The sequence below is a fragment of the Streptomyces syringium genome (assembly GCF_017876625.1).
GTDB classification, from domain to species: Bacteria; Actinomycetota; Actinomycetes; order Streptomycetales; family Streptomycetaceae; genus Streptomyces; species Streptomyces syringius.
The window spans coordinates 890,506-908,391 of record NZ_JAGIOH010000001.1 but is presented as its reverse complement, the minus strand read 5'-3'; the positions used below and the strand labels follow the sequence as shown (position 1 = coordinate 908,391).

Annotated in this window: 13 protein-coding genes; 8 read left to right on the top strand and 5 right to left on the bottom strand. The window is 72.8% G+C overall.

Features of this window, described 5'->3' with window-relative positions:
* Nucleotides 1-45: 45 nt before the first annotated feature.
* Nucleotides 46-2,322 carry a Fe(3+)-hydroxamate ABC transporter permease FhuB gene (gene fhuB / locus JO379_RS04110; protein ID WP_209513937.1) on the bottom strand — a complete coding sequence of 759 codons (2,277 nt, stop codon included), beginning with the start codon at nucleotides 2,320-2,322 and terminating at the stop codon, nucleotides 46-48.
* Between the two features lie 338 nt (nucleotides 2,323-2,660).
* On the opposite strand from fhuB, the gene JO379_RS04105 reads away from it, so the two are divergent.
* A complete protein-coding gene (locus JO379_RS04105; protein ID WP_130880796.1) occupies nucleotides 2,661-3,593 on the top strand; it encodes an esterase/lipase family protein in 933 nt (310 codons plus the stop codon).
* A gap of 91 nt (nucleotides 3,594-3,684) precedes the next feature.
* Here the strand turns inward: JO379_RS04105 and JO379_RS04100 are convergent, their stop codons facing one another.
* Both JO379_RS04100 and JO379_RS04095 read right to left on the bottom strand, forming a co-directional pair.
* Nucleotides 3,685-4,332: a hypothetical protein gene (locus tag JO379_RS04100; protein WP_242626361.1), complete on the bottom strand. Its 648-nt coding sequence runs from the start codon at nucleotides 4,330-4,332 to the stop codon at nucleotides 3,685-3,687.
* A gap of 108 nt (nucleotides 4,333-4,440) precedes the next feature.
* The gene (locus JO379_RS04095) at nucleotides 4,441-5,826 is read right to left on the bottom strand and encodes an APC family permease (protein ID WP_130880798.1); all 1,386 of its coding nucleotides are present in this window, start codon (nucleotides 5,824-5,826) and stop codon (nucleotides 4,441-4,443) included.
* Between the two features lie 233 nt (nucleotides 5,827-6,059).
* Between JO379_RS04095 and JO379_RS04090 the strand changes: the two genes are divergently transcribed.
* On the top strand, nucleotides 6,060-7,199 hold the full coding sequence (locus JO379_RS04090) for an isoaspartyl peptidase/L-asparaginase family protein (RefSeq protein WP_130880799.1): 1,140 nt from the start codon (nucleotides 6,060-6,062) through the stop codon (nucleotides 7,197-7,199).
* 31 nt (nucleotides 7,200-7,230) lie between these two features.
* Here JO379_RS04090 and JO379_RS04085 read toward each other — a convergent pair whose 3' ends face one another.
* Nucleotides 7,231-8,307, bottom strand: a complete 1,077-nt coding sequence (locus JO379_RS04085; protein WP_372449048.1) for an ABC transporter substrate-binding protein — start codon at nucleotides 8,305-8,307, stop codon at nucleotides 7,231-7,233.
* Between the two features lie 508 nt (nucleotides 8,308-8,815).
* On the opposite strand from JO379_RS04085, the gene hppD reads away from it, so the two are divergent.
* The 5 genes from hppD (at nucleotide 8,816) to JO379_RS04060 (ending at nucleotide 14,364) form a co-directional block, all read left to right on the top strand.
* Nucleotides 8,816-9,940 (top strand): 4-hydroxyphenylpyruvate dioxygenase, encoded by a 1,125-nt coding sequence (gene hppD / locus JO379_RS04080; RefSeq protein WP_209513933.1) that lies wholly within the window; start codon nucleotides 8,816-8,818, stop codon nucleotides 9,938-9,940.
* Between the two features lie 2 nt (nucleotides 9,941-9,942).
* The gene (locus JO379_RS04075; RefSeq protein ID WP_209518504.1) at nucleotides 9,943-11,154 is read left to right on the top strand and encodes an alpha-hydroxy acid oxidase; all 1,212 of its coding nucleotides are present in this window, start codon (nucleotides 9,943-9,945) and stop codon (nucleotides 11,152-11,154) included.
* The gene (locus JO379_RS04070; protein ID WP_209513931.1) at nucleotides 11,151-12,089 is read left to right on the top strand and encodes a phytanoyl-CoA dioxygenase family protein; all 939 of its coding nucleotides are present in this window, start codon (nucleotides 11,151-11,153) and stop codon (nucleotides 12,087-12,089) included. The genes JO379_RS04075 and JO379_RS04070 overlap by 4 nt, the downstream gene beginning before the upstream one ends.
* 80 nt (nucleotides 12,090-12,169) lie before the next feature.
* Nucleotides 12,170-13,420 carry an aminotransferase-like domain-containing protein gene (locus JO379_RS04065; RefSeq protein ID WP_130880865.1) on the top strand — a complete coding sequence of 417 codons (1,251 nt, stop codon included), beginning with the start codon at nucleotides 12,170-12,172 and terminating at the stop codon, nucleotides 13,418-13,420.
* Nucleotides 13,417-14,364: a DMT family transporter gene (locus JO379_RS04060; RefSeq protein ID WP_209513929.1), complete on the top strand. Its 948-nt coding sequence runs from the start codon at nucleotides 13,417-13,419 to the stop codon at nucleotides 14,362-14,364. The genes JO379_RS04065 and JO379_RS04060 overlap by 4 nt, the downstream gene beginning before the upstream one ends.
* Nucleotides 14,365-14,419: 55 nt before the next feature.
* Here JO379_RS04060 and JO379_RS04055 read toward each other — a convergent pair whose 3' ends face one another.
* Nucleotides 14,420-14,773 (bottom strand): hypothetical protein, encoded by a 354-nt coding sequence (locus JO379_RS04055; RefSeq protein WP_209513927.1) that lies wholly within the window; start codon nucleotides 14,771-14,773, stop codon nucleotides 14,420-14,422.
* 169 nt (nucleotides 14,774-14,942) lie between these two features.
* Here JO379_RS04055 and JO379_RS04050 point away from each other — a divergent pair, with 169 nt between their 5' ends.
* The gene (locus tag JO379_RS04050; protein WP_209513925.1) at nucleotides 14,943-17,870 is read left to right on the top strand and encodes an AfsR/SARP family transcriptional regulator; all 2,928 of its coding nucleotides are present in this window, start codon (nucleotides 14,943-14,945) and stop codon (nucleotides 17,868-17,870) included.
* Nucleotides 17,871-17,886 lie beyond the last annotated feature (16 nt).

Below are 17,886 nucleotides of genomic sequence, written 5' to 3'. Positions count from 1 at the left end.
GGCTGGATTTCTGGGGCGGGGTGGGGGAAGGGGCCGCCCAAGGCGTTACACCCGTGCGGCCGACGACCGTCCCAGGAGCACCCACAGCAGGAACGGTCCGCCGAGAACGGTCGTGACGATGCCGACCGGCACCTCCGTGCCGTCGAAGATGATCCGGCCGACCGTGTCGGCGAGGACGATCAGCACGGCGCCCGTCAGCATCGATCCCAGCACGGGCACCCGCAGGGGCCCGGCGAGCCGTCCGGCGATGACCGGGGAGGCGAGGGCGACGAAGCCGACCGGCCCGCAGATGCCGACGGCCAGGCCGGCCAGGCCCACCGCGAGGAGCAGACAGATCATCCGCACCCGGGCGGGGTTCGCGCCGAGGGACGAGGCGGTGGAGTCGTCGAAGCGCAGCACGTTCAGCTGGCGGGCGACGACGAGGGCGAGCGGCACCAGCACGGCCAGGCCGATGAGCACGGGGACGGCGACGGAGTAGCCGCGGCCGTTGAGGCTGCCGGAGGTCCACACGTACAGCGAGCTGGCCGAGTTCAGCGAACGGCGGGAGAGCACGACCTGGGTGACGGCGGAGGCGAGCGCCGACATGGCGAGACCCACGACGAGGACGCGGTAGCCGCGCTGGCCGAGGCCGCCGGAGACGGCGGTGACGACGAGTACCGCGGCGAGCGCGCCGAGCGGCCCCGCCCACCAGGCGCCGAACGTGCCGGTGGCGCTGAAGGTCACCGACAGCAGCACGGCCGCCGTGGCGCCGTCGTTGACCCCGAGCAGCTCGGGGGTGGCGAGCCGGTTCCGGGCGAGGGTCTGGGTCAGCAGGCCGGCGAGTCCGAGGGCGGCTCCGGCGGCGAGCCCGGCGATGATCCGGCCGAGCCGGAACTTCTGTACCAGCAGCACGTCGAAGCGGTCGCCCGAGCCGAAGACCGCGTTGAAGGTGCGGCCGATGCCCATCTCGCTCTGTCCGGCGTACGCGGAGAGCACCACGGCCGCCACCAGCAGGGCCGCCAGGAACAGCGAGGCGAGCGTCGCCCGGCGCGGCACCAGCACGGACAGCGACCCGCGGCGCACGACGAAGCTCTCGCTGCGGTGCCGCTCCGGCAGCCGCTCGATCAGCCGCCGGGCGAGGGAGGCGCGCCCGGCGCGCTGCCCGCCCTCGGCGGTGGCCGGGTCCGTCATGCCCATCGCGCCCAGCCGCTTGGAGCGGACGATGGCGATGAGGACGGGGGCGCCGAAGAGCGCGATGATCACGGCGACGGGAGCCTCGAAGGGCCGGGAGACGACCCGGGCCAGCACGTCGGCACCGGTCAGGACACCGGCGCCGATGAGCCCGGCGAGCAGGATCTGCGCCGTGAGCCGGGGGCCGGTGACGGCCCGTGCGAGGAACCCGGCGAGCAGGCCCAGGAAGGAGATGGGGCCGACGAGCGCCACCGACGAGGCGGTGAGGAGGGTGACCGCCAGGGCGACGACGACGCGGATGACGGAGGGACGGTGGCCGAGGCCACGGGCCAGGTCGTCGCCCAGCGCCAGGGCGGACAGCGGGCGGGCGACGAGCAGCGCCACGACGAAGCCGACGGCCAGCACGGGGACGAGACGGCCGAGTTCGCCGAAGCCCTCGACGCCGGCCAGCGAGCCCAGCACCCAGAAGCGGAACCGGTCGTAGGTCTCGGCGGAGTTGACGATCAGCACGCTGGTGACGCCGCCGAACGTGGCGCCCAGGGCGGACCCGGCGAGGACCAGCCGCATCGGTGACCCGCCGCCCCGGCTGCCGGCGATGAGCAGGACGAGCGCGCTGGCGAGGACGGCGCCGCCGAAGGCCCACAGCAGATAGCTGTAGCTGTTCTGCGCGCCCAGGAAGGTGATGCCGAAGACGACACCGAGCGAGGCCCCGGCGTTCACTCCGAGCAGCCCGGTCTCGGCGAGCGGATTGCGGGTGACGGCCTGGAGGAGACAGCCGGCGGTGCCGAGCGCCGCGCCGACGAGCAGCGCGGTCAGGGTGCGGGGGATGCGCAGGTCCCCCACGACGAGGGAGAGACGGGAGCTGTCGCGCGCGCCGTTCCGCCCCAGGAGGTAGTTCAGGACGTCACCGGGACCGACCTCGCCCGCGCCGATGGACAGCGAGAGGGCGGCGGTCACGAGGACGGCCAGGACGAGCGAGGCGGACACGAGCAGCAGGGTCCGCCGCCCGTGCGGACGGCCGGGCAGCGCCTCCTGGCTGACGGGGCGGTGTATCTCCGGGGCGTCCGGGGTGTCCGCGGTCTCCTCGGACCGCGGTTCCGCGGGGGCCTCCGGGGGGCCCGAGGTCGGGGGGCCCACGTGCGACAGAGTCATAAGGTAAGGCTAGCCTAAGAAGATTTACACCTGGCGCCCGGTACCCGTTGACTTCCGTTCCGCTTCCTGGTCGGTCAACCGGTGGGATAAACATCACTCTTAAGCCAATCAACCATGATCCAGTATGGCTGGAAAATCGGGCCATAGCTCCCCATCCCGACCGGTCGATACGGCCTCCCGGCCCGCCTCGGGTCCTCCTCCGGAACGGATCCGGGGCGGAGGGAGATATTCCGATTTAGCGGAAATGCGAGGTGAGGCAACCCGGGTGGGGGAACCGCTGTCTAGCGCGTTGAAGATCATCCGTTCCTGATGAAGTCAACGGGGTTCACATGTCTTTGATGCGTCCTTTGCGTTCCCTCCTGCTGGCCGCCACCGCGGCCTGTGCCGTGGCCGGGCTCACCGCCGCCCCCGCCGCCGCGGCCCCCAGACCCACCGGTGCGATCGGTCTGGACCCGCAGACCCTCGCCGCCGTGGCCAAATCGCTCATCACCCCCGACGCCGCCCCGGAAGGGGCCAACGACTGGGACTGCAAGCCCTCGGCCGAGCACCCCCGCCCGGTGGTCCTGGTCCACGGCACCTGGGCCAACGCGCTCAACACCTGGTCCTCGCTGTCGCCCAAGCTCAAGAAGGCCGGCTACTGCGTCTACACCGTCAACTTCGGCGCCCCCGCGGGCTCCGTGATCAAGGCGAGCGGACCGGTCCCCGAGTCGGCCAAGGAAATCGCCGCCTTCGTCGACAAGGTGCTCGCCAGGACCGGTGCCGACAAGGTGGACATGGTCGGCCACTCGCAGGGCGGCGGTCTGCTGCCGCGCTGGTACCTGAAGTTCGAGGGCGGCGCGCAGAAGGTCAACCACCTCGTCGGTGTCGCACCCAGTAACCACGGCACCGACATGAGCAGCCTCCTCAACCTCGGCGAGTCGCTGAACCTCATGGGGATCGTCGGCAAGTTCGCCGGCCAGGCCGCCATCGACCAGACCCGGGGTTCGGAGGTCACGCGCAAGCTGGACGAGGGCGGCGACACCGTGCACGGCGTCACGTACACGACGATCGTCACGACCAACGACCGGGTGGTCACCCCGTACACCAACCAGTACCTCACCGCCGGCGCGGGCGCGAAGGTCACCAACCACACCATCCAGGACCACTGCCCGAGCAGCTGGGTCGGCCACGCGGGCATGACCTTGCACCCCGCCGCCGCGCAGCTGGTCCTCTCAGCCCTGGACCCGAACGACAAGGGCAAGCCCGAGTGCGGCCTCTCCCTGCCGTTCTGACCCGGGAAGCAGCCTCTGAATGAGGATTGAGGAATGAATGAGGAGGCGGGAACGGCCCTGGCCGTTCCCGCCTCCGGTGTGTTACGGGCGGTCAGCTCGGGCTGTCGGCACCGGGAGGCGGGCGTAAGGGCTCGCTGATGGACAGGTCCTCGTCGAGCTTGGCCGCCAGCTCGGCGCCCAGGGCAGGGGCGTACCGCTCGCCCCACCGCTCCACGACGGCCAGGAATCCGGTCAGATCGTCCTGCACGGACCGCAGCAGCGCCGGCAGACCGTCCTTGGCGACCTCGACGGGCTGCCCGGCGGGCGGGGCCGGGGCGTCACGGCCGTCGGGCCACAACCGGACGACCGGGCCCGCGTGCTCGACGCGCGGTGACGGATCGTGCCCCAGCCACAGCTCGTCGCCGTGCAACAGGCCGAGCCACTCGCGCCAGTTCTCCAGGCCGCAGCAGCAGCCGGAGGAGACCGACACCCCGCTGGCGGTGTCCCGCACCCGCAGACCGCCCGGCAGGAGGGTGCAGTCGGCCGCGATCGTACGGCGGAGCAGCTCGGGACCGTCGGGCGCGCGGGCATCCTCCTCGGCGAGGGCCGCGCCGTTGTACCCGGCCCACACCGCGATCGCGGTACCGACCTCCAGGGGGGACAACCGCCCGGACAGCGGGAGAGCCGCGCCGGCCGACGGATCGGCCACGGGCCACAGGGTGAAGTCGGCGGAGTCGTAGGTCTCCAGGACGGCGTCCATGATCAGCACGGACACAGTGTCACCCCGAACGGTGGTGGGCGCCTCCCCATTTCACGACAAGCCGAAACTCCCTTCGAAGCGTCCGCCGCCCTCCCGCGGCCCGGCTCCTCAGCCCCGGCCGGCCCGCCGCGCGCCACCGAGCGCGATCCTGTTCACCCCCCACAGCGCGACACCGATCACGAGCAGCACCCCCGCCCGCACATAGACGTCCGCCGGGCGGTCGGCCAGCGGGCTCGCCAGGGTGAGGGCGGTGACCGCCCCCAGCACCGGCAGCGCGGTGGGGGCGCGGAAATGGCGGTGCGGCACGTGGTCCTTGCGCAGGACCAGCACCGCCACATTGACCAGCGCGAAGACACACAGCAGCAGGAACGCCGCCGTGTCCCCGAGCCCCGCGATCTCGCCCGTCGACGCCAGAGCGACGGTGAGCACGGTCGTGAAGACGATCCCGACGACCGGCGTGCGGCGGCGCGGCAGCACCCGGGCCAGGGCGCGCGGCAGAATGCCCTCGTTCGCCATCCCGTAGCAGAGCCGGGAGGCCATCATCAGGTTGATCAGGGCGGAGTTGGTGACGGCGAAGAGCGCGATCAGCGCGAACAGCCTCGGCGGGAAACCGTCCCAGCCCACCCGCACGACCTCCAGGAGCGGCCCGGAGGAGCCCTGGAGCGTGTGGTGGTCGACGAGCAACGAGGAGACGAGCGCGACCAGGACGTACACCGTGCCGGTGACGGCCACCCCCAGGAAGATCGCGCGGGGAAAGGTCCGGGCCGGATCCCGGGTCTCCTCGGCCATGTTGACGGAGTCCTCGAAGCCGAGGAACGCGAAGAACCCCAGCGCCGTCGCCCCGAGCACCCCGGTGAGCGCCGCGTATCCGGAACCGCCGGTGTCGAACTCGCCGAGGCGCGCCGGCTGCCCGTCGCCCGCGAGCACGGCGAAGACGCCGATGCCGATGACGAGCAGCAGCCCGGACAGCTCCACGACGGTCAGCACGACATTGGTCCGCACCGACTCCGAGACGCCGCGCAGATTGAGCACCGCCAGCGCGAGCACGAAGACGACCGCGACCAGGGTCGGTGGCAGGTCCACGAACTCCGCCATGTAGTCACCGCCGAACGCGCGGGCCGCGGCACTCGCCGACGCCAGGCCCGAACACATCACCATGAAGGCGGTGATGAACGTCAGGAAGGGGACCTTGAAAGCCTTGTGGGTGTAGAGGGCCGCTCCGGCGGCTCTGGGGTATTTGCCGACGAGTTCGGCGTACGACGCGGCACTCAGGATCGCCACGAGGAAGCCGATGACGAACGGCAGCCACAGCGCGCCGCCGATCTTCCCCGCCACCTTGCCGGTGGTCGCGTAGATCCCGGTGCCGAGGATGTCGCCGACGACGAAGAGCAGCAGGAGCTTCGGGCCGATGACCCGCTTGAGCGGTGAGCCGTCCCCGTCGTCCGGGACCGGGGGAGGGGCACCGGGTGCCCCGGGAGGTCGAGGTATCCGCATGGCCCACGGCCTACCCGGTGCGGCGCGTGCCGTACCGCCCGTGCCGCACCGGACCGCGCGAGGGGAGCGCAACACCGGGCGACCGGCCGATCGTGCGTCGTTCCCGGCCAACTCGCGCGTCGGCCGTTCCGCCCCGGCACCCGCCTGGGCACGGTGAGTCCGGCCCGTTCCCGGTGAGAGAGGCGGCCTGCGGCGATGCCGCCGTGCCGCCGCGGAAGGCGAGGAGAGAGCCCATGCGCGTACGGCCGAGACTGTGGATCGTTCCCGTGCTCACCGTGCTGGTGGCCGTGGCCGCCGCACTGCCCGCGTTCTCCCGGCCCGGTTCCGGGGCGGCTCACCGGGCGGTCGCGGCGGCTCCCGCGAAGGCGGGGGACGACGCGCGGCGGCCCGTCGCCCGCGACGTCGTGCTGGCGGTGCACGGCGGCGCGGGCACCGCGCTGCGCAGGGAGACCACCGACCCCCGCAAGGAGAAGGCCTACCGGGACGGGCTGGCGGACGCCCTGAAGGCCGGCCGCCGGGTGCTGCGCGGCGGCGGCGACAGCGTGGCCGCCGTCGAGGCGGCGGTGCGCGTCCTGGAGGACAACGAACTGTTCAACGCGGGCCGGGGCGCGGTCTTCACCGAGGACGCGGGCCATGAACTGGACGCGTCGATCATGCGCGGTTCGGACCTGGCGGCCGGTGCGGTCGCCGGGGTGCGCAGCGTGCGCAACCCCGTCTCGGCCGCCCGGCTCGTCATGGAGAAGACCAAGCACGTGATGCTGGCGGGGGAGGGCGCCGACGACTTCGCGGCCCGCAACGGCCTGCCGACCGTGACCCAGGAGTACTACTGGACGCAGCGGCGGTGGGACGAGCTGGTGAAGGCCAAAGAGTCCACGAAGGCCCCGAAGGGCGGGCAGACGACCAAGGGCGGCAAGGGCACCGGCGCGGCCGAGGAGGAGATCACCGGGACCGTGGGGGCGGTCGCCGTCGACCGGGGCGGGGACCTCGCGGCGGCGACCTCGACCGGCGGCATGACCAACAAGATGGCGGGCCGGGTCGGTGACTCGCCCGTCGTGGGCGCCGGCACCTACGCGAAGAACGGCACGGTCGCGGCGAGCGCCACCGGGCACGGCGAGGTGTTCATCCGCGGCGCCGCCACCGCCGCCCTCTCCCATCTGATCGAGTTCGGCGGCCGGGACGTGGCCTCGGCGGCGTACGAGGTCGTCGTCGGGCGGCTGCCCCGGCTCGGCGGCACGGGCGGCGTGATCGCCCTGGACCACGAGGGCACCTTCGCCGCACCGCACAGCAGTGAGGGCATGGTGTACGGCTATCTCACCGCGGACGGCGACATCGTGACGCGGCTGTTCCCCGACGAGTTGTCGTCCGACGGGTGAGCGTGGGCTGGGTTGTGGTGGCGAGCCCGGCTCAGCCGCAGGGCGCCACGGTGAGTTCGGCGTCGAGGGCGATCGAGGGGAAGCGGGTGTTGGTGACCAGCGCGAGTTCGTGCGGGTGGTCGCGGCCGGGCTGCCACTGCCCGCCGATCAGCGGCAGCAGCGCGATGTTCGGGGTGGGCCCGGCGGTGAAGTCGATCAGCCCGGCGACGGTGGGCAGCCGGGTGCGGCCGACGGCCGCGGCGACGGCGTGCCGGTCGGTGGGGTCGTCGGCGGTGGCCAGGGCGTGCACGGCGACCTCCACCAGGGCGTGGGCCAGCCCGAGGGGTTGCAGCCATGGCCTGCCGGTCTCGCGCTGGTAGGCGTCCGCCAGCTCCGCGGCGCCCGTGGCGTCGAGGGAGGAGGAGAACGGGTGGCGCGGCGTCCAGTAGACCAGGGTGGCGATGTCGGTGCCCGCCAGGGCTTCCGCCTGGGCCCGGTCGCGCGGGTAGGCGAGCCAGCGTGAACAGGTGACCAGCCGCGGCCGCAGCCCCGCCTGCCCGGCCTGCCGGTGGAACAGCGTGAGGTCCTCGACGGTGGCCGCGCTGGTGACGATCTCCACCCCGGCGTCGACGAACCGGCGGATGTGGCCGGCGAACGTGGTGGCCGGCTCCCGGTAGCCGCCCGGGTCGATCAGCCGGTGGCCGCGGGCGGCCGCCACGGGGGCGAAGCCGTGCACCGGGTGCCGGAGGAACTCGCCCTGCACGTCGTCGTTCCACAGGCAGCCCACCGTCCGCCGGTCGCCGACGCGCTCCCACATCTCGGCGAAGACCGTCGCGATGTCGTCCAGCCCCCAGGCGAAGTGGTACGTCCACGGGAAGGGGCGCTCCGTGTCCCCGCCCCTGCCGAACACATAGGCCTGCCACGGGAACGTGGTGGACACACAGGGGACCCCCAGCTCCGCGCAGGCGTCGGCCACGGCGGGCAGCACACGGGTGCCGGCCATGGTCACCACCACCTGCGCCCCCTCCTCGCCGACCAGCTCACGGACCGCCTGCCGGGCGCCCTCGGGATGTGACCGGCTGTCACGGGCCGTGAGCCGCAGCGGGTACCGCCGGGAACCACTGGTCACCGCCGGCAGCCGGGGTGCCAGGCGGCCCAGGACGAAATCGAGGGGATCCCCTAAACGAGCCAGCCGCCCCGACCGCGGGACGACCGCCCCGACGCATAGCCCCTTCTCCGTGCTCCGCTGCGCGACCATCGAGTCGGCCTCCCGGATTCCGCCGCCGTCGGCTTCAAAGTCCCACGATCACAGCCATGTTCACGTATTGACGACCGATCCGAAAGGGGCGGCCCGAGGGCTCCGGTGCGCATCGTCCCCCGCCCCCGGGCCGCGACCCCGGGTCGACGTGGCCGGAAATCACCCTTGCCCCGTTGTCGGGGCAATGACAAGGATGATCTTTGTTCGGCATTGGCGACCCCCATCCCGTAATGCCGTTCGTGACCATCGGGCCGCGTTCTTGTCAAGGCTCCTCGACCGACGGCCCGCGTCGGCGACAGGTCGTGCGGGGCGCAACGCCGCGTCCCGCACCCGTGCGGCGCCGTGCCCAGCCCCCCATCGCACGACAGAGGTGAAAGTCATGACAGTGCATGCTGTCGACCACGTCGGCCTGCAGGTAGCCGACGCCGCCGAGGCGGCCCGCTACTTCTGCGACGCCTACGGATTCCACATCGAAGCGGAGGCGGACGCCGGGACCGGCTTCGCCGACGGGCACTCCCTCGTCCTCGCGCACGGCGGCGTCCGCCTCGTCGTGACGTCCGCCGGCCACCCGGAGCAGTCCGGCGCCGAGTTCGTCGCCCGGCACGGCGACGGGGTGCGCGACGTCGCCTTCTCCTCCACCGATGTCGCCGCCGACTTCGCCCGCGCGGTCGCCGCCGGAGCCGAGGCCGTCCAGGAACCCCAGGTCTTCGAGGAGGACGGGGCCGGACGGGTCGTCGTCGCCGTCATCGGCACGCACGAGGGCCTGCTCCACTCCCTGGTCCAGCGCGACACCCCGGACGGCGCCTTCCTGCCCGGCCGCTACCGTCCCCTGCCCGTGGCGGCGTCCGGCGAGCCGGCCGCCCCGCTGCTCCGCAGCGTCGACCACCTCGCCCTGTGCCTGGCGCCCGGATCGCTCGACACCTGGGTTTCCTTCTACGAGCGGGCCCTGGGGCTGCGCCACACCTACAACGAGTCGATCAAGGTCGGCGGCCAGGTCATGGACTCCAAGGTGGTCCAGGACGAGACCCGTGGCATCACCTTCACCATGGTCGAGCCCCGGGCGGAGGGCAAGCGCGGCCAACTCCACGACTTCCTCGACAACTTCGGCGGCCCCGGCGTCCAGCACATCGCGTTCGGCACCGATGCCATCACCGACGCCGTGCGCGACCTCGCCGGACGTGGCGTGGAGTTCCTCTCCACCCCGGCCGAGTACTACAACGGCCTCGCCGGGCGGGGCATCGACGTGGGCGTGGAGACCGAGGTGCTCCGCGAGCTGAGCCTGCTGGTGGACCAGGACGAGTGGGGACACCTCATACAGATCTTCACCCGGTCCCCCTACCCCCGGCGCACCGTCTTCTTCGAGCTCATCCAGCGCGTCGAGGCCCGGACGTTCGGCAGCGGCAACATCAAGGCCCTCTACGAGGCAGTGGAGCGGGAGCGCACCCGCGCGGCCGGCTCCGACGAGGAGACGAGCCCGGCCCCGGCCATGACCGCGGCCCGGTGAGCATGCCCACCGAGCCCGACCCCGTCCCGGAGCCCGCGGCCGCCCGGCCGGCCCCGGTCACCCTGGACGACTACCGCACCGCCGCCCAGGCCCTCGTCGACCCCGCGGCCTGGGGCTACATCGAGGGCGGCAGCGGCGCCGAGACCACCCTGCGCGAATCCGAGGCCGCCTACCGCCGCTACCGGCTGCGCCCCCGGGTCCTCGTCGACGTCTCCCACTGCGACCTGCGCACCACCCTGCTCGGCAGCCCCGTCGAACTCCCCGTCGCCATCGCACCCATGGCCTATCACGGGCTCGTCAGCCCCGAGGCCGAGCCCGGCACCGTCCGCGCGGCGGCCGCGGCCGGGGCGCTGACCGTCGTCAGCACGTTCTCCGGAACCCCGCTGGAGGAGATCGCGGAAGCCGCCGCGGGCGCCCCGCTGTGGATGCAGCTCTACGTCTTCCGCGACCGCGCCACGACGGAGGCGCTCGTACGACGGGCCGAGGCGGCCGGCTACCGCGCGCTGGTCGTCACGGTGGACACCCCGCGGGTCCCACGGCGCGCGCGGGACCTGCGCAATGCCTTCAGCCTGCCGCCCGGCATGGTCCCGGCGAACTTCGACGACCGCCACGCGAGCGGACTCCAGCAGGCGTCCCAGGGGGCCTCCGTGATCGGGGCGCACGCCGCCCGGCACCACGACGCGGCGTTCGGCTGGGACGACCTGGCCTGGCTGCGCTCGCTCACCACACTGCCGCTCGTCCTCAAGGGCGTGCTGACCGGCGAGGACGCGGCCCGCGCCGCCGAGCTGGGCGTCGAAGGCATCGTGGTCTCCAACCACGGCGGCCGTCAGCTCGACGGTGCCGTCCCGGCCCTGGACGCCCTCCCCGAGGTCGTCGCCGCGGTCGCCGGCCGCTGTGAGGTCTACGTCGACGGCGGCGTCCGCCGCGGCACGGACGTCCTCACCGCCCTCGCCCTCGGTGCCCGCGCCGTCCTGCTCGGCCGCCCCGTGCTGTGGGGCCTGGCCGTCGCGGGCTCCGCCGGTGCCCGGGACGTGCTGTCGGTCCTGCGTGCCGAACTGGAGGACGCCATGGCCCTGTCGGGCCGCCCCGACCTCGCGTCCCTCGACGCCGGTCTTCTCCGGCCCTGCGATACCCCCGCCGGCCCCGCCGCCTCCCTGTCCGCCCTTCCTGAAGCCCTTCACCGCACCCCCAGCAAGGAGAGCACCCCCCGATGAGCACCGCCGAAGAGCTGACCTCCTCCGCCGCCGCTGCCTTCGACCTCGGCCCGGCCGACCGTGAACTCCTGCCCACCGCCGAGGACGTGGAGTTCTACCAGGAGCACGGCTGGTTCCTGACGAAGCAGCTGCTCACCGACGCCGAGGTCGACGAACTCCTCGAGGCCAGCGAGCGGTTCTACGCGGGTCACCGCGACCGCACCCTGCCCGTCCGCCCGCCGCGCCTCGCGTACTGGGAGCCCGAGCAGGGAGATGTGCACCGGCACAACGACTACATCTTCTACGAGGACGACACGATCCGGCGGATCCTGTCCAAGCCGGTCATCGCCGCCACCGCCGCGCTCATCGCCCGCACCGAGCAGATCCGGCTGTGGAACACCACCCTCATCTACAAGCCCCCGCGTCCCGAGGACGCCCGCAACATCGTCCCGTGGCACTTCGACCGTCACTACTGGCAGACCTGCAGCTCGGACGAGATGCTGACCGCCTTCATCCCGTTCCACGACTGTGACGAGGAACTGGGCACCATCACCATGGTGGACGGCAGCCACACCTGGCGCGAGATTCCCGCCGGTGACTCCGTGACCCGCCACTTCGCCGAGCGGGACCGCTCCGAGCTGGAGGACATGCTCAAGGAGAACGCCGACTACAACGGCGTCGAGATCCGCAAGGTCCCCATGATCATCCCCAAGGGGCACATGAGCTTCCACCACTGCCGCACGTACCACGGCAGTGGGCTGAACACCAGCGACCGCCCCCGCCGCGCCATCAGCCTGCACCTCCAGGACGGCGCCAACCAGTGGCGCCCCTACCCGCTGTCCACCGGCGGCAACGTGGTCTACAACAACGACGTGCTGGTGCGCCCGGACGCCGACGGCAATCCCGACTACACCGACCCCGAGTTCTGCCCGGTGCTGTGGGAGGACAAGCGGTGACGGCTGCCGGGACCACCGACGAAACCGCCGGGGCCGTGCTGCCGCTCGACGAGCTGCACGGCTCGCTGGCCGATCCGCTCATGGAGGTGATGAACTTCCTGAACGAGATCACCCTCCGCTATCCGGACGCCATCTCCTTCGGCCCCGGCCGCCCCTATGAGGGCCTCTTCGAGGTCGAGCGGATCGGCGAGTACCTCCAGGCCTGGACCCGGTACCTCACCGAGGACCTCGGCCAGGGGCCCGACCAGGTGCGCACCACCCTCTTCCAGTACGGGCGCACCAACGGCCAGATCCACGAGCTGATCGCACGGACGCTCCACAACGACGAGGGCATCGAGGCCGACCCGGGTTCCATCGTCGTCACCGTGGGCTGCCAGGAGGGCATGCTCATCACGCTGCGGGCCCTGTTCGCCGGGCCCGACGACGTCCTGCTCGTCACCGACCCCAACTACGTCGGCATCATGGGCGCCGCGCGCGTGCTCGGCGTCGAAACCGCGCCCGTCACCGAGGACGAGGGCGGTGTCGACCTCGACGCGCTGCGACGCGTGATCCACTCGCTGCGCGCGGCGGGGAAGCGCCCCCGGGCCCTCTACACCGTGCCGGACTTCTCCAACCCCTCCGGCACCTCCATGCCGGTGGAGCGCCGCCACGAGCTGCTCGCCCTCGCGGACGCGGAAGACCTGCTGATCCTGGAGGACAACCCGTACGGGTTCTTCACCCGCACCGACACCGTCCGGCCCACCCTGAAGGCGCTGGACACCCGGCGCCGGGTCGTCCACCTCGGCTCGTTCGCCAAGACCTGCTTCCCCGGCGCCCGCGTCGGCTATGTGATCGCCGATCAGACGGTGGTCGCGCCCGACGGCCGGCACACGCTCCTCGCGGACGAACTGTCCAAGATCAAGAGCATGGTCACGGTCAACACCCCGACGCTCAGCCAGGCGCTCATCGGCGGCATGCTCGTCACCCACGACTGCCGCCTGCGCGAGGCCAACGCACCGGCCATCGCGTTCTACCGCGACAACCTGGACGTGCTGCTGGAGTCGCTGGAAGCGCACTTCCCCGCCGCACTGCGCGAGCGCACCGGCATCCACTGGAACGCCCCCGAGGGCGGCTTCTTCCTCACCCTCACCCTGCCGTTCCCCGCCGACGACGCCCTGCTGGAGCTCTCCGCCCGCGAGTACGGCGTGCTGTGGGCCCCGATGCGCTACTTCCACACCGACGACTCCGGTGACAACCGGCTGCGCCTGTCGTGCAGTTATCTCTCCCCGGAGCAGATCCGCGAGGGCGTCGCCCGGCTCGCCGTCCTCGTGGAGAAGGGCCTGGCGCGATGAACGCCGTGCTCTACGCGGTGACCGTGGTGATCTGGGGCTCGACCTGGCTGGCCATCAAGGGCCAGCTGGGCGAGGTCCACCCCACCCTGTCCGTCTTCTACCGCTTCGCGCTCGCCGCCGTCCTGATGCTGGCCTATGCCCGTGCCCGCGGCCTGCCACTGAAATACCCCGCGCGCATGCACGTCCGGTTCGCGCTCATGGGCGGCCTGATGTTCTCGGGCAACTTCGTGTGCTTCTACTTCGCGGAGCAGCACCTGGCGACGGGCCTGGTCTCCATCCTCTTCGCCATGTCCCTGCTGCTGAACATCGTCTTCGCGCGGCTGTTCTTCCACCGCAGGGTCTCCCCGGTGGTGCTCGTCGGCGGTGGCATCGGCCTGCTGGGCATCGGCACGGTCTTCTGGCCGGCGCTCGCGGACTTCGACCCGGACTCCGGCAACGGGCTGGGCACGGTGCTGTCGATCGCCGGAACCCTGGTGTTCTGCCTCGGCAACGTCGTCTCCGGCAAGGTGCAGGCGGAAGGCGTGCCGGTCGTGCAGAGCACCGGCTGGTCGATGGCGTACGGTGCCGTGCTCGTCTCGCCCTTTGCCACCGTGCTCGGCCACGGCACGCTCTACGAGCCGACGTGGCAGTACACCGGCTCGCTGCTCTATCTGGCCCTGTTCGGCTCGGTGATCGGCTTCGGCACCTACCTGACGCTGCTCGGCCGGATCGGCGGTGAGCGCGCCGCGTACGCGACGGTGCTCTTCCCGATCGTCTCGCTGCTGCTGTCCACCGTCTTCGAGGACTTCACCTGGTCGGTGCGGGACGGGCTGGGCGTCGTCCTGGTGCTGCTCGGCAACGCCGTGGTGCTGGCCGGCCCGAAGCTGCTGGCCCGCCGCCGGGAACGCGACCCGGCGCCACCGGACCGCAAGACGGCACCGGCGAACGCGAGCGGAGGCAAATGACAGCGGCGGCCCGAACGGGCCGCCGCTGTCCGGCTACCGGCCGCCGCGCGCCCGCTCAGCCCTCTTGCCAGCTGACGCTGCCGACCCCCGTGCCGCCGCCGCAGGTGGCGGAGGAGGTGCCGGAGCGGCCGGGGTCCAGCGTCCGCCACGCGCCGTACTGATCCGGCCACCACCCGCAGACCACCACGACCCGGAAGGCCACCACGGAACCGGTGTTGTTGGTGCAGTCCGCCCTGCCGGTCCAGCCGTCGCTGTCGGTGGTGCACGAGAGGACCTGGGCCTTCGCCCGGGGCGCAGCCTCGTCCGCCGCCGCACTCGGGGCCGCCACCAGCGGCAGCGCGGCCGCCGCCGCACCCGCGAGCGCCAAGGCCACCGAGCCGGATCGCCTCAATCCGCAACGCTTGCTCATGGTTGTCTCTCCTGACTGACGGTGCGGCCCCCTCGATGGGGAGATCCGCTGGAACGCCATGCTCCCGACAGGCGCTGTCGCGGCAGTCACTCCACGCTCACTCGACGTTCACCCCATGTGATGGAATGATGGCGGGGTGTGACGGCCGGGGTCTCGGGGGAGGCGGAAGATGCCGCAGGCACAGGACGGGACGAGCAGCACACCACCGGGCACGGACTTCGCGTTCGGAGTCCTGGGGCCGCTGGAAGTGCGGCGCCACGGCAGGCCCGTGGAGCTCCGGGCGGCCAAACAGCGGGCCCTGCTGGCCTCCTTGCTGATCGACGCCAACAAGGTCGTGCCCACCGAGACGCTCATGGCCAGGCTCTGGGAGGAGGAGCCGCCCGAAGGGGCCCGCAACACCCTCCAGAACTACGTCCTGCGGGTCCGCCGCGCGCTCGGCCCCACCGGGAGCGGGACCGGCGGCCCGGTGCTGACCTGCGCCCAGGGCTATCTCGTCGAGGTCTCCGCCGGGGCCCTGGACCTGCACCGTTTCGACGCCCTGGTGGACCGGGCCAAGGCCGCCATGGCCGAGGGCGCCCCCGCGCGGGCCTCGACGCTGCTGGGCGAGGCGCTGGCCCTGTGGCGCGGCGAGCCCCTCTCGGACGTCCCCTCGGAGCGGCTGCGCAGAGAGGTCGTGCCCGCGCTCACCGAGCGCCGGCTGGGCGCGATCGAGCTGCGCACCGAGGCCGACCTCCAGCTCGGCCGGCACGCCGACGTCCTGCCGCGGCTGCGCGAGTTGACCGCCACCTACCCGCTACAGGAGCGGTTCTGGGCGCAGCGCATGCTGGCGCTGTACCGCGCCGGGCGCCAGGGCGAGGCCCTGGACTGCTACCGCACCGTCAGCGGGCTGCTCCTGGAGGAGCTGGGCGTCGACCCCGGCGCGGAGCTGTGGAAGCTCCATCAGCGGATCCTGACCGCCGACCCCGGGCTGACCGTCGTGACCCCGGAGCACGGCGCGGCGCGGGCCGGCGGCAACCTCCCCGCCGAGATGACCAGCTTCGTCGGCCGCGGCGGGATGCTGCGCCGGGCACGGCGGCTGCTCGAGAGCGCCCGGCTGGTCACGCTGACCGGCCCCGGCGGCGTGGGCAAGACCCGCCTCGCGCTGCGCACGGCGGCCGAGGCGGCCTGGGCGTTCCCGCACGGGGTGTGGCTGGCCGACCTGGCTCCGCTGGTCGAGCCCGGCCTGCTCGACCGGGAGATCGCCGGGGCCCTCGGCATCCTCGACCAGTCCGCCCGCCCCGGCACCCAGGTGCTGGTCGAGTACCTGCGCGACAGACACCTGCTGCTGGTCGTGGACAACTGCGAGCACGTCGCGGACGCCGCCGGCGAGCTGCTGGCCACCCTGCTGCGCGCGGCGCCCGGCCTGCGCGTGCTGGCGACGAGCCGGCAGGGGCTCGGCGTCCCGGGCGAGCACCTGCTGGTCGTACCGCCCCTGGCCGTGCCCGCGTTCGAGGAGAGTGGGGGCGGCGGCCTGCCGGTGCCACGCAGCGAGGCGGTACGGCTGCTGGGCGACCGCGCCGCGGCCTCCGCCCCCGACTTCCGGATCACCGAGGAGAACCACGCCGCCGTCGGCCAGTTGTGCCGGCGCCTCGACGGCATTCCGCTGGCGATCGAGCTGGCCGCCGTCCGGCTGAGCACCCTCTCCGTCGAGGAGGTGCTCGAACGGCTCGACGACCGCTTCCGGCTGCTGACCCACGGCGGCGCGCGGACCGTGCCGCGCTACCAGCGGACCCTGCGCGGGGTCGTCGACTGGAGCTATGACCTCTGCGGGGAGCGGGAACGGCTGCTGTGGGCGCGGCTGTCGGTGTTCGCCGGCGGGTTCGACCTCGAAGCGGCCGAGACGGTGTGCTCCTCGGAGGGGGCGGACGGCGTGCCCCGGGAGGACGTCATCGACATCCTCGCCGCCCTGGTGCACAAGTCGGTGCTCACGGCCGCCACGGACGGCCACCGCACCCGCTACCGGATGCTGGAGACCATCCGTCAGTACGGGCAGCGCAGGCTCCGCGACCTCGGCCAGGACGTGGCCCTGCGGCGCCGCCACTGCGCGTACTACGAGGACGTCGCCGCACGGGCCGCCGCCGACTGGTGCGGACCGCGCGAAGTGGAGTGGCTGTCACGGCTCCGGCGGGAACTGCCCAACCTGCGGGCGGCGCTGGACTTCTGCACCGCCGGGCCGGGCGAGCCCCGGGCCGGGCTGACGATCGCCGCGAACCTCACCCGGGTCCGCTTCTGGTTCTTCAGCAGCTCCCTCGGCGAAGGCCGGCACTGGCTGACCCGCACCCTCGGCCTCGCCCCCGACGCCCAGGGTCCGCTGCGGGCCGGCGCCCTCGCGCTCGCCACCTGGATCGCGCTGTGCCAAGGGGACCAGCCGGCCGCCGAGCGCTTCCTCGCCGACTGCCGGGAGTCGGCACGGCGCATCACCGACGGCGCGGCGGAGGGCGCCCTCACCTATATCGAGGGCGCCCACGCCCTGCTCGTCCAGCGGGACCCACGCGCCATCGCACTCTTCGCGCGGGCCCGGGAGCGGTACCGCCGCGACGGCCAACTCGGTGACGCCCACATGGCCACGATGCTCGGGGCGATGGCATCGGCCCTGCTCGGCGAGCGGCAGGCCGCGCTGGCCGACTGCCGTGCCCATATGACCGAAGCCGACGACTACCGGGCGGGCTGGGCGTATTCGTGGGGCCTGTGGGTGATGGCCCTGGGCGAACTGCGCCACGGCGACCCCCACCGGGCCGCGGGTCTGCTCGACGACTCCCTGCGCCGTCAACGCGACATCGGCGACCGGTGGGGCCCCTGCTGGGGCGTCCACGCCATGGCCTGGACCGCCGCCGCCCTCGGCGACCCCCACCGGGCCGCCCGGCTCATGGGTGCCTCCTACCAGCTCCGCGAGGCGATCGGCGTCGCGCTCGCGGGTCTGCGCCCCCTCCACGACGCCCACGCCGAGGCGGAGCGCGTCATCCGTGGCGCCCTCGACGCGCGGGTCTACGCGGCGGCCTTCGCCGAGGGCGCCGCCGCCCGCGACGCCGTGGGGCTCGCGCTGGTCACCGGCCGGTGAGCCGCGGCGGCCCGGG